Origin of the sequence: Aristaeella hokkaidonensis (assembly GCF_018128945.1) — a bacterium.
In the GTDB taxonomy this organism is placed as follows: Bacteria; Bacillota; Clostridia; order Christensenellales; family Aristaeellaceae; genus Aristaeella; species Aristaeella hokkaidonensis.
This window is the reverse complement of the sequence record NZ_CP068393.1, coordinates 1,247,784-1,259,914: the sequence shown is the minus strand read 5'-3', so window position 1 is coordinate 1,259,914 and position 12,131 is coordinate 1,247,784. Positions and strand designations below refer to the sequence as shown.

Sequence of the window (12,131 nt, the reverse complement as noted above, 5' to 3'; positions counted from 1 at the left end):
ATGAAAACGAGAATTGATCTTAATAATCAAACAATCCTGATTACTGGCGCAGCAGGTTTTATTGGTGCAGCTTTAACACAGCGCATTCTGCGGGAATTTTCCGGATGTACCGTAGTCGGACTGGATAACATGAATGATTACTACGATCCTGCACTGAAGGAATATCGCTGTCTGCAGAATAAGAATGCGGAAATGGATGGAAAATGCGAATATAACTTCATACGCGGAAGCATTGCTGACAAAGAACTAGTGGATGAACTATTCCAGAAATATAATTTTGATGTTGTGGTGAATCTGGCAGCACAAGCGGGTGTACGCTACAGCATAGATCATCCAGATGTCTATATCGAGAGCAATATCGTTGGTTTCTATAACATCCTAGAAGCATGCCGTCATAGTTATGATAACGGTAATTCTGGAGTTCAGCATTTGATCTATGCTTCTAGCAGCAGCGTATATGGCGGAAACAAGAAAGTACCCTTTAGCACAGACGATCCGGTGGATCATCCGGTAAGCTTATATGCAGCCACCAAAAAGAGTAATGAATTATTGGCACACAGCTATGCTAAGCTTTATAATATTCCCAGTACGGGTTTGAGATTCTTCACCGTATATGGACCTGCTGGAAGGCCGGATATGTTCTATTTCTCTGCAACCAACAGGCTGATTAAGGGACAAGATATTCAGATCTTTAACTATGGGAACTGTAAAAGAGACTTCACCTATATTGATGATATCGTAGAAGGCATTCTGCGTGTTATGCAGGGTGCACCGGAGAAAAAGATTGGGGAGGACGGACTTCCGATTCCTCCTTATGCTATATATAACATCGGCGGAGGACAGCCTGAAAACCTTTTGGATTATGTACAGACGCTCCAGGAAGAACTGGTACGGGCGGGCGTGTTGCCGGAGAATTATGACTTTGATGCACATAAGAAGCTTGTTGCTATGCAGCCAGGAGATGTACCGGTGACTTATGCGGATTCGACTGGGTTAGAAAGAGACTATGGGTTTACACCGAAAATCGGGATACAGGAAGGGTTAAGAAAGTTTGCAGAGTGGTATAAAGACTTTTATATGCTATGATTTTGCTGTAGTTGATATTATAATCTATTTGAAAAATTAGTAACTATTTAATCGTACTTTTACTGCCAACATGTCACTACAAACGTATATATAGGTGAAGATGCTGAAAAGCATACGGGATGGCCACCCACAAGGAAACGTTTGCAAAAGAAAGGAGGGAAGTCACTTCTTTAGGATTCACAGAATGTCAAAAGTCGATATTTACCAAATGGGACAATAGAAGAATAAACCCTGTACCCGTTGGAAATAAATGTTGACAGGCTCTTATGCATCGTGTAATATAAATATGTTACATACTATACATTAAATGCACGAAGTGTAACTGTGAATCCGACCGGGAGGTGATGCCGATCAGTGAGGACGATTGTGGAACCTGAAGAAAAAATTGCAAAACTCTGGGGGAAACAACAGATCAAGCATACGGACACCTACCGGCTGATGCGGTATGTTATGCGGGTCGATCATGAGGGCAATGTGTTGCTATACAATGTCATCACAAGCCAGCTCGCAGTACTTGAAGGAGAAGAGGTTGATATCATCAATAGTCTTCCTGTCAAGTATATACCAGGAATGGAGCAACTTGTTGATAATCATTTTCTGGTCCCTGAATCATATGATGAGCATCAGCAGGTTGTGAATATGAGATGCATATTCCGTAAGTTGGAAGAAGCTCAGGTTTCAAAAGACATTACGAAATATACCATCCTACCGACTACTGCATGTAACGCTAGATGCTATTACTGTTTCGAGCAAGGAGCAAAAACGACAAAGATGTCGAAAGAAATTGCCGATTCAGTTGTCGAGTTTATTGCGTCACATTGTGGAGAAAAGAAATTTGTCCGTATCACGTGGTTTGGTGGTGAACCTACAGTTGCTTCTGATAGAATTGACCAGATTACAGAGGGATTGAGGCTTCGTGGAATAAAGTATCTTTCACAAATGGTAACGAATGGATATCTGTTTGATGAAGGACTTGTTCAGAAGGCAAAGGAAAAATGGAATCTGGAATACCTACAGATATGCTTCGATGGGCTGGAAGAGAGGCATAATGCAACAAAGAGTTTTGTAAATGTGCGTGATAATCCTTATCAGCGTATTCTCAGAAATATCGGATTGCTACTAGATAGTGGCATTCGAGTCGGAATGCGAATGAATTTTGATAAGGCAAATTATCAGGATTTCGGTGGACTTGTAAAAGAGGCAAAACTCCGATTTGGAGACAATCCGAACTTGTCTGTGTATGCATTCCCGGTTATTGGGGAATATGCTGACAAAGAAGGTAATGTACTTCATGGGAGTGAAGAATGGTTCATAGACAAAATTGTGGAATTGAATAATATGTCCCGGGAAGCTGGGTTATATCATTCGGTGAAGCAATTGCCCCATTTTCGGTATCATTGCTGTGATGCAGAGAATGATTCCACCGTTACGATCACACCAGATGGCTCATTAGTCAGATGCTGTGAACGTTTTGATGATACAGAAACCACGGGAACGGTAACTGAAGGAATAACAGATGAAAACCGCGCAGGAGCCTGGAAAATAAGTGCGGATCACCCCAAATGCAGGGATTGCACATTTTTCCCGGATTGTTACAGAATAGAAAAGTGTCCTGCTAAAGATCGTTGTTTATTCCTTCCTGAATCGTATCGCAAATATACAGATACGATAATAAGTTTGTTTTCCTCAGGTAAAAACCTGAGTAATAAAAAGGAGGATGATTGTAATGTATTTTGAAGAACCGAAGGCTGAATTTGTTTCAATTGATTTGAATGAAAAGCTTACCACGGATTCTGGCTGTATTGCGGATGGTATCTCAAATCAGGGCGGAACTTCTTGTGTTGGTAACGCTGAACATTCAACAGGAGTAGGTTGCGATGACACCTCTCCGCTTATTGTGTAATTTGAGGAGGAAGAACAATGAAAATGGAAATTAATGAAAACGAACTGGATATGGTTAACGGTGGAAATTATTATATCAATAAGAACAACCTGAAGCTGGCTTTCACCACCATCAAGGGTGTCGCTTTTCAGCTGAAGAATTGCACTGCTAATCAGGCTATGGATGTCATGGATGCGCTGATCGGGAAGTACAACACCACTGAAGAGTATGACCAGGCTTGTGTGAATGCCTTAAAGGCTAAGGGCTGGCTGTAATGTGTTGAACCCCACCGGGCATAACAAAAGGGGCATGTTTGGAAAAATACCACGCATGCCCCTTTTATACATTGGAGGATTATAACGATGAAGATGAAATGCGCTTTCGAAGCGGTTGATATGGGATCAGAAGTTATTGCGGTACCTGTGGGAAACGGCGCTGATCAGGTACATGGTGTATTGAAACTGAACAAAACTGGGCTGGAAATAATTCAAATTCTTGAAAAAGATACAACAATAGAGGAGATTATATCCCAATTGACATCAAAATACGATAATAATGAAGATACTATAGCTGAATATGTTCGAGATATTGTGGAACTTTTGAGAAGTAACAATCTTATTGAGGAATAATCATAATACAATTATGTACAACTTTAAGATTAAAATTGCCGGTCGAATAATTGATGTTGAGACTCTACACACCCGTCCGCAAGCTATATGCCGTGGTTATACTACTGATGGAGTAGCAGATTTTAAAATTGTATCTACACAATCAGAAATAGACAAAGATAAAAAAGTGTGTGAAACAGCTAACCATGGAAAATGTGATGCATGGGATGGCTTAGCCGAAGAATATACTTTATTAAGATTACTTGCAGATAGATTCATAGATGAAGGCGTGCTTTTATATCATGGAGCAGCTATAGCTTTGAGTGGAAAAGGATATATTTTTTCTGCCAGTAGTGGAACGGGTAAAACGACGCATATAAATCTTTGGCGTAAAAACAAACCGGAGACTGTAGTGGTGAACGGAGATAAGCCATTTATCCTTACCGGTGAAGTCCCTTATATTTGTGGGTCTCCGTGGGCTGGAAAGGAAGGTTATAATACAAATACTATAGTACCCTTAAATGCCGTTGTGTTTTTGGAGAGAGCGGAGCGAAATTCAATTCGAGAGATTTCGTTTATAGAAGCGTTTCCATATCTTTATCAACAAGCATACAGACCAGAGCCAATTGAGAAAGTCAGAAAAACACTTCAAATGATACAGTCTTTACAAGGGAAAGTCTCTTTTTATGAGTTTAAAATTGACAATTTCCAGGATGATTGTTTCCAAGTTGCATATGATGCTCTTGGTAATGGAATAAAAAAATAGTAGTATAATAAGCATCACATTCGGAATAGAGGAATAATAAAAAGTGCCGGATAGATATACTGAGCCATCAATTCAATATTTGACTTTTGATAGATTATTACAAGAACAAGGGTATATAGTCTATACAAGTGTTGGTTATTCAATGATGCCTCTTCTTCGACAGCATAAAGATATTATAGTAATACATAAGCTAGATAAGCAGATAAAAAAATATGATGTTGTTCTATATAAAATTGATGATCGATATATTTTACATCGCGTTCTGAAGGTACTTCCAGATCGATATGTAGTAGCTGGAGATCATAACACCTTCCTGGATCCACCTGTTATGGATGATATGATTCTAGGTGTCATGACACGGGTCATCCGGGACGGCAAGAGTATAACCCCAGATAATATCTGGTATAAGGTTTATGTTCATCTCTGGTGTGATTTCTATCCGGTTCGAGTTTTCCTGCTAAAAACGAAGTCTTTTGTTTATAGGTATTGGAGCGCAGTGAAAAGAAGAGTGTTCGGATAATGGCTATTGCTGGATGTTGAACACTCTTTTTTGCTGTATAGATTGAAAGACTCGATGACAATATATTGAACGCTGTAGTATAATTTATATATGATTTAGTTGAATTATAGATACAGGAGAAACATGGAAAGCAATTTGCAAAGAGTTAAGACTGTATTTCGCAGTCCGGTCTACAAGTCTATTCATCGGTGGGCAAGGCCGTTTCGTGGAGCAATCTTGGGGATTTCTTTGTTGGGAATCCTAGGCACCTTGTTATCCCTTTGGCTGACTTTGGTGACAAAGGAACTGATTGATGGAGCAGTAAGCCATGACAGCAGTTTGCTCTGGAAATATGGCGTTCTGTTAGTTATGATCATTGCTGTAGAACGGTTGATTTCAGTGCTTGGATCCTGGCTGCGGACTAGGACTTCTGCAAGGATGCAGCTTGAAATGCAACATCAGGTAACAGCCAGCCTGATGGACAAAGAATATCCAGCACTGAAACCTTTTCACAGTGGTGAACTGGTAAGCCGCGTCTTCAGTGATGTGAGCGTTGTAAAAGATGGCGTGCTGAATTTATTACCATCTGTTCTGCGTATTATAGTTTCTTTTGTGGGTGCTGCGGGCATCCTCATCAGCATGGACTGGCGGTTTATTCCGGTTCTGATTATCGCGGGATTCTTGGGTGTCATATTAACTGCTGCTTTCCGAAATCCCATGAAACGGCGCCATAAGCGGATGCAGGATGCCCAGGCAAAACTGCATGCCAGCACACAGGAAACCATAGAGAATGTAAGGTTGATTAAAGCTTCTGTCAGTGAAGAACGGGCAATGGATAACATGGATGAGCACCGCGAACACCTGGCAAAGGAACAGATTCGTAATGGAAAGTTGAATATTGCCCTGAACAACGGTATGGGTAGTTTGTTTGATATCAGCTGGCTGGTGTGTAACCTGTGGGGATGTGTTAAGATCTATCAGGGTACTTTTACATATGGCGGACTTGCTGCACTGATTCAGTTGGTTGGACGGATTCAGGGACCGATTGCCAATGCGATCAGCCTGGTAAGCGAGGCATATGGTGTGGTTGCTTCTGCTGAGAGACTTCAGGAAGTAATTGGACTGCCAGATGAAGTGGTTGGGGATAAACTTGACAACTTTGATGAAATCCGGATGGAGGGCGTCCACTTCCAGTATGCAGAAAACGAAGAGGATGTGCTTGTGGACGTTGATGGAACGATACAGAGGGGTGACTTTGTTGCACTGACCGGAATTTCCGGTGGCGGCAAGACAAGCCTATTCCAGCTGCTATTGGGAATATATAAGCCTACCGCAGGCAGTGTGTCGTTTGTTTCCGGCGGTAAGAAGGTTCCGGCATGCAAGGGAACCAGAAACCTGTTTGCCTATGTGCCCCAGGGTAATATGCTCATGAGCGGTACGCTGAAGGACAACCTGACCATGTTTACCGATCACACAACTGATGAAGAGATCCAGGAAGCTGTGAAGGCAGCCTGTTTGGATGAACTGGTTGGGAAGATCGGAATGGAAGCAAAACTGGGTGAACGCGGTATTGGCCTTTCCGAAGGCCAGGCGCAGCGTGTGGCGATTGCCAGGGCGCTGTTGAGCAACGCGCCGATACTGCTGCTGGATGAAGCCACAAGCGCACTGGATGAAGAAACTGAAGCCCAGGTGCTGCGAAATATAGACGCAATGCGGAACAAGACGGTGATAATTGTGACGCATAGGAAGGCCGCACTGGGAATTTGTGATCGGATATTCCATTTGCAGGAGGGTAGACTGACAGCAAGTGCAGTTCAGAATTCATAAATGAGAGAGTAAGAAGACAAGCCGGATATATAAATCCCGGCTTGTTTTTAAATCTATGGTAAAAGGTGAGAAAACAAGTACATTGTTAATACCATATTTTTATTCATAGCTAAAGATTACGATTCATTGTTGATTGATTTATGAAATACAGAAAAGCTTAATAGTTCAGATTGAATTCTTATGTTGCTAAATATAGTAAATGAAAAATAAATAGGAGCTTTTTCTGCAAGGGAACGACTACGTGGGAGGTTACAGATTGCATGGGTGAATGTAAGGAAAATAAAATGATTTTATCTCTGCAAGCAATTCGAGCAATTGCCTGCTTAATGATTTTTATGTATCACGGAGTAGGTTCAAGGTTTAATTGTGGTGGAGTCTGGGGAGTCTCAGTTTTCTTTGTCATGTCTGGTTTTGTTATGGTGTATTCTTATTGGAAGAGACCTGTTGAACCAACAATAAAGAGTGCAACTACTTTCGCGATTCGAAAAATCAAAAAGTTGTTCCCATTGCATGTTATAATGCTGATTGTAGGATTAATCCGAGAGATTTTAATTCAGCATGAAATATCAGTTCAATCTGAGATAATAAAATTGGGGATAACAATACCATTATTACAAACTTGGTCTTCTGAATGGTACCAAGCTCTTAATAGCGTCGATTGGTATCTTTCAGTGACATTATTTCTATATTTTATTTTTCCTTTTATTTTGAATGCTATAAAAAAACGTACGCCAAATAAGAAAGAAACATTTCTTTATATTTTATGCATATATACTACACAAATAATAATCGGCGCTGTTTTTCATTTCTTTATTCCCAACATTGATATTAAGTGGATTGTCTATTGTTTCCCATTATATCGGCTTGGAGATTTTGCAATAGGTTGTTTGGTTGGATATCTTTTTACATTCAAGCGTGACAATATTTCTTTATGGAAGAAGAATACATCTAAAGCTGAAATCCTAATCTTACCTTTTACTATTCTATCTTGGGCGATTTATTACTTTTCGGATGAATCCATGAAATGGTTTTCCTATACATGTTTATTTCTCCCTTTTTCTGTGGGATTAATTGCGATTTTTGCAAAAGGAGATGGAACGATTTCCAGAATTATTACAAATCGTATTCTACTTTTTGTTGCCAGTGTCAGTTCATATTTTTTTCTAATACATAGACAAGTATTATACTATGTAGAGTATGGCATAAAACTAATATTCCACGTTGAGAATAATAGGCTTATTCTCTTTATTACTATTATTGTTGGATTTGCTCTAACTTTGCTTGCAATCAAAATATATCAAATGATTGAAAAACGTTTATGGAAGAAAGGCATTTAACCTTAACTATTATTTTTAATTATTGTGTTCTTTCATTATTCAGACAAACGTAGGGGAAAATATGAGAATGTGAATACAGAGGATAACAAGACATAAAGAAAAACTCTGGTAACCTTTATGGTTGTCAGAGTTTTTCTTTTACTTCAGAAGATTGTTTTCCGTGAATTCAGTGTCAATTTTTCAAGGATCATTTTGCATATTACTTCACTATAATTCCCTAAAGTTCACTATAATGCACTAAAAGACACTTGAATGACATGCTTGACGCGTGATAATGTTAATATGCGAAGTAACTGTGGAAAGAAAACGATAATTATTTAAATCGTATAGTAACGTATAGTAATGTATAGTTGCGTAAAGTGGTTTTGAGTGATAGCATTAAGATGCGAAGTGACTGTAGACAGAAAGTGTCTGCAGTTTTTTTGTGGGCGACACCAGGGGACAGTTCTGACTATCCATATAAGGTGGACAGTAGCAGAACCGTCCCTGGTATCCGCCCGGTGGTAAGACACTTAAACACTAAACACTTGAACACTAGAGGATAAAATATGCGTTAAGTGCAGTGTAAACCGGACAACAATGTTTTGGAAGAACAGTGACATATCGATTACGTAACCGGATTGCTGCTCAAATGGCCAAAAGGTACTTCGTCACAAACTTGTCAGTACTGAATAGAACAGGCTGAAACGGTTGAAAATGAACGAAAAGAGGATGCAAACGTTTGAAAGCATCTGTTTTGCGGTGCATTTGGATGAAGTGTTACATAGTTACGCGGTTTTTGGATAAAAAAGTTACACAGATGGATTGATTGAGAGGAGAGGTGAAAATATAATTAAGCATACCCGATTTTATTATCGGGACCGTCCTATAAGGACAGATGCGGAGGGATTATCATTACTCAGGCAGTTGTTGAAAAAGATCTCAGTTTCCTGATGACGGCATACCGGCAGAATGTTCTGCAGAAGCAGATGTTCGTGATCGAAATCGCCGGAGTGCCGATTGGGATTATCAGCAGGTTTGAATCCACCAAAGAGTTTTTCCTGGATTATCTGTCGGATCAGTTGCCCATGACGATTGTATCGGTTTCAGATGAGGAAATGATGATGGAAGACGAAGAGATTTCCGAACGCACCGAGCAGATGGTAATTAACAGCAAGATTGCTGCCGCACTGGTAAATTATAACGCTTTCCTGACGAGGACAGCGGTGATCAGCGTGGACGGGCAGGGTGTGGGCTTTGCAACCGCAAACGGCGTAGGAAAGACCACCAGGGCACTGCTGTGGAAGAAAGCAATGGGAGACAGGGTAAAGGTCATCAACGGAGCCAAGCCTGTCATCCGGCTTAAGGAAGACGGCGTATATGCCTGCGGAACACCCTGGAAGGGTCTGGAAAAACTGGGTGTCAAAGAAAGTGTCCCGATGAAAGCTATGTGCTTTATTGAGCGCGGAGAAGAGGTTTCCCTGGAAAGGATGACGCAAGACGAAGCCGCACTGAGACTGATGCAGCAGGTGATTATTCCCAGGGGAAACAGGGAAATGAGCATGCTGATTTCCCTGCTGGAGAAGTTTGTGCAGACGGTGCCGTTCTATGTGTATATCGGCAACCTGGAGAAGGAAAAGCCGGAAATGCTGTGGGAGCAAATCAAAAACAATGGGTGATAAGGAAACAAGCCAGACGTATGTCTGGCTTGTCTTTCATTAGATGAAGAAGAGAGTGTGAGTAGGGATTGTACGGCAAGAGCAGTGACAGGGGGACAGACACTCAGTCACATTTTCTTCGAAAAATAGTGACAGACTGTCAGTCCCCAGCAGTCACACTCTTGCCGCCTCTGTCGCTTTGTTATCCTTGCTTTGGTTACACAATAATTGGAAAAGTTGGTTGGGCAGATGGATTGAAAATAAAGGGGAAAACGGGTAAAATAATAAGTACAGAAACTGAATGAGAAACGAGAAAAGAGTGGCCCTTTCACCTTTCGAAGGAGAAGGGTGATTTGCATATCATTAGATAACGTCGGGAGGCCAGAAATATGGCGGAGAACCAGACGAGTTTTCGTCCTTCTGAAGAAAAAAGAAGAATCCTGCTGGTGGACGATGAGGTGATTAACCAGGAGATCCTGCAGATGATGCTGCGGGATACCTATGAGGTTGTGCCGGCACTGACGGGGAAAGAGGCTCTGGATATCCTGCATGAGCAGTATGAGATCCTGAACCTGGTGCTGCTGGATCTGAACCTTCCGGATATCCATGGGCTGGAAGTGCTGTGGGAGATGAAGAACGACAGCCGGTACGCCCGGATTCCGGTCATCGTTATGACCGCGGACAGTGACGCGGAAGTGGAATGCCTGACGCTGGGCGCCATTGACTTTATACCCAAGCCCTATCCCCGGCAGGAAGTGGTGCTGGCCCGGGTTCGCCGGACCATTGAATTGAGTGAGGACCGGGATATCCTGCACTGGACGGAGCGGGACCGGCTGACGGGACTGTATAACAAGGACTTCTTCTGCCGGTATGCCGTGCAGCTGGACGCGCGCCATAAGGATTATCCGACAGACGCGATTCTTTTGAATGTGAATCACTTCCATACGATCAACGAACGGTACGGGAAGAAGTACGGGGATGAACTGCTGCGGGAGATCGGGCAGAAAGCCCTGGAATTTGTGGAGGAGGCAGGCGGCATCGCCTGCCGGAGTGAAGCGGATAATTTCCTCCTGTACTGCCCGAGCCGGGAGGATTATGCTTCTCTGCTTGAAAAGGTTTCAGTACGGATGCCCGGCAGCGGAAACGGAGAGGGTGAGAACCGGGTCCGGATCCGGATGGGCGTCTATGCCGGCGTGGACAAGGAACTGGATGTGGAACAGCGGTTTGACCGGGCAAAGAGCGCGGCTGATACCGTGAAGGGAAACTTCACGAAGAACATCGCGGTATATGACGATTCCCTGCATGACCGGGAGATGTTGGAGCAGCAGCTGATTGAGGATTTCCCGGCGGCGCTGCGGGAAAAGCAGTTTGACGTATACTTCCAGCCGAAGTTTGACGTGCGGCCGGAGAAGCCGGTGATGTGCAGCGCGGAAGCACTGGTGCGGTGGAAGCATCCCAAACTGGGGATGATCTCCCCGGGGATCTTTATTCCGCTGTTTGAGAATAACGGCCTCATCTTCCAGCTGGACTGCTACGTCTGGACAGAAGCAGCTGGACGGATCCGGGACTGGAAGGAACGGCTGGGGATTACGCTGCCGGTATCGGTAAACGTCTCCCGGGTTGATATGTATGAGCCGGGACTGGTGGATCTGCTTCGGGAACTCTGTGAGCAAAATGGTTTGCATGACGGAGAGCTGCTGCTGGAAGTGACGGAGTCCGCGTATACGGGGAATTCGGAACAGATTGTGGAGAAGGTCAGGCAGCTGCGGGAGATCGGGTTCCGGATTGAGATGGATGACTTCGGATCCGGATACTCCTCGCTGAATATGCTGTCCACGCTGCCCATTGACGCGCTGAAACTGGATATGCAGTTTATCCGGAATGCCTTTAAGGAGAAGAAGGATACAAGGCTCCTGGAGATGATGATCCGCCTGGCGGAAACCTTCCGGGTACCGGTGATCGCGGAAGGCGTGGAGACGGCGGAGCAGGTGGCAGCCCTGAAGGAAATGGGCTGCGACATCATCCAGGGCTATTATTTCTCCAGGCCGCTGCCGGGGGCTGATTTTGAAACCTTTATGCTGGAAAACAGGCCGGCGGGCGGGGACTGCTTCCGGCCGAAGGAAGGGTGAACCTTATGACGATTGCGGAACTGAAGGCATTGGGCGTGGATACCGAACAGGGTCTGACACGGTGCATGAACAATGAGGGGTTCTATTTCCGGCTGGTGAAGATGGCCGCTCAAGACGCCAACTTTGAGAAGCTGTTTTCCAGCGTTGAGAGCGGGGACCTGGACGGAGCCTTTGCCGCGGCGCATGCCCTGAAGGGAACTACGAGCAACCTGGCCCTGACGCCGATTCTGACCCCGGTGTGCGAGATCACAGAAATGCTGCGGGAGAAGAAGGAGACGGACTATTCCGCACTGGTTCAGGTGATCCGGGAAGAACGGGAGAAGTTATTGGGGATTTGCGGGGAATGATGCTTTGGCCGGG

The 12,131-nt window shown here is 43.5% G+C and carries 11 protein-coding genes; all 11 read left to right on the top strand.

Features of this window, described 5'->3' with window-relative positions; translation table 11 throughout:
• Positions 1-1,086 carry an NAD-dependent epimerase/dehydratase family protein gene (locus tag JYE49_RS05800; RefSeq protein WP_093958455.1) on the top strand — a complete coding sequence of 362 codons (1,086 nt, stop codon included), beginning with the start codon at positions 1-3 and terminating at the stop codon, positions 1,084-1,086.
• A gap of 366 nt (positions 1,087-1,452) precedes the next feature.
• Complete coding sequence (locus JYE49_RS05795; protein ID WP_143754553.1) at positions 1,453-2,823, top strand: radical SAM protein; 1,371 nt, start codon at positions 1,453-1,455, stop codon at positions 2,821-2,823.
• On the top strand, positions 2,813-2,989 hold the full coding sequence (locus JYE49_RS05790; protein ID WP_179217446.1) for a hypothetical protein: 177 nt from the start codon (positions 2,813-2,815) through the stop codon (positions 2,987-2,989). Before JYE49_RS05795 ends, JYE49_RS05790 begins: the two co-directional genes overlap by 11 nt.
• Before the next feature lie 17 nt (positions 2,990-3,006).
• Complete coding sequence (locus tag JYE49_RS05785) at positions 3,007-3,243, top strand: hypothetical protein (protein WP_093958457.1); 237 nt, start codon at positions 3,007-3,009, stop codon at positions 3,241-3,243.
• Between the two features lie 87 nt (positions 3,244-3,330).
• On the top strand, positions 3,331-3,597 hold the full coding sequence (locus JYE49_RS05780) for a PqqD family protein (protein ID WP_093958458.1): 267 nt from the start codon (positions 3,331-3,333) through the stop codon (positions 3,595-3,597).
• Positions 3,598-3,610: 13 nt separating this feature from the next.
• A complete protein-coding gene (locus JYE49_RS05775; protein ID WP_093958459.1) occupies positions 3,611-4,342 on the top strand; it encodes a hypothetical protein in 732 nt (243 codons plus the stop codon).
• Positions 4,343-4,985: 643 nt separating this feature from the next.
• Positions 4,986-6,668 (top strand): ABC transporter ATP-binding protein, encoded by a 1,683-nt coding sequence (locus JYE49_RS05770; RefSeq protein ID WP_093958461.1) that lies wholly within the window; start codon positions 4,986-4,988, stop codon positions 6,666-6,668.
• Positions 6,669-6,928: 260 nt separating this feature from the next.
• Complete coding sequence (locus tag JYE49_RS05765; protein ID WP_093958462.1) at positions 6,929-8,005, top strand: acyltransferase family protein; 1,077 nt, start codon at positions 6,929-6,931, stop codon at positions 8,003-8,005.
• Positions 8,006-8,973: 968 nt separating this feature from the next.
• Positions 8,974-9,663 carry a hypothetical protein gene (locus tag JYE49_RS05760; protein WP_179217447.1) on the top strand — a complete coding sequence of 230 codons (690 nt, stop codon included), beginning with the start codon at positions 8,974-8,976 and terminating at the stop codon, positions 9,661-9,663.
• A 368-nt stretch (positions 9,664-10,031) separates the two neighbouring features.
• Positions 10,032-11,771 (top strand): putative bifunctional diguanylate cyclase/phosphodiesterase, encoded by a 1,740-nt coding sequence (locus tag JYE49_RS05755; protein WP_093958464.1) that lies wholly within the window; start codon positions 10,032-10,034, stop codon positions 11,769-11,771.
• Between the two features lie 5 nt (positions 11,772-11,776).
• Positions 11,777-12,118 (top strand): Hpt domain-containing protein, encoded by a 342-nt coding sequence (locus JYE49_RS05750; protein WP_093958465.1) that lies wholly within the window; start codon positions 11,777-11,779, stop codon positions 12,116-12,118.
• Positions 12,119-12,131 lie beyond the last annotated feature (13 nt).

Excerpts from the sequence above, each read along its gene's own strand:
- JYE49_RS05790 (WP_179217446.1), top strand. The coding sequence starts at position 2,813 with ATGTATTTTGAAGAACCGAAGGCTGAATTTGTTTCAATTGATTTGAAT.
- JYE49_RS05785 (WP_093958457.1), top strand. The coding sequence starts at position 3,007 with ATGAAAATGGAAATTAATGAAAACGAACTGGATATGGTTAACGGTGGA.
- JYE49_RS05780 (WP_093958458.1), top strand. The coding sequence starts at position 3,331 with ATGAAGATGAAATGCGCTTTCGAAGCGGTTGATATGGGATCAGAAGTT.
- JYE49_RS05760 (WP_179217447.1), top strand. The coding sequence starts at position 8,974 with ATGTTCGTGATCGAAATCGCCGGAGTGCCGATTGGGATTATCAGCAGG.
- JYE49_RS05755 (WP_093958464.1), top strand. The coding sequence starts at position 10,032 with ATGGCGGAGAACCAGACGAGTTTTCGTCCTTCTGAAGAAAAAAGAAGA.
- JYE49_RS05775 (WP_093958459.1), top strand. The coding sequence starts at position 3,611 with ATGTACAACTTTAAGATTAAAATTGCCGGTCGAATAATTGATGTTGAG.
- JYE49_RS05800 (WP_093958455.1), top strand. The coding sequence starts at position 1 with ATGAAAACGAGAATTGATCTTAATAATCAAACAATCCTGATTACTGGC.
- JYE49_RS05750 (WP_093958465.1), top strand. The coding sequence starts at position 11,777 with ATGACGATTGCGGAACTGAAGGCATTGGGCGTGGATACCGAACAGGGT.
- JYE49_RS05770 (WP_093958461.1), top strand. The coding sequence starts at position 4,986 with ATGGAAAGCAATTTGCAAAGAGTTAAGACTGTATTTCGCAGTCCGGTC.
- JYE49_RS05765 (WP_093958462.1), top strand. The coding sequence starts at position 6,929 with ATGGGTGAATGTAAGGAAAATAAAATGATTTTATCTCTGCAAGCAATT.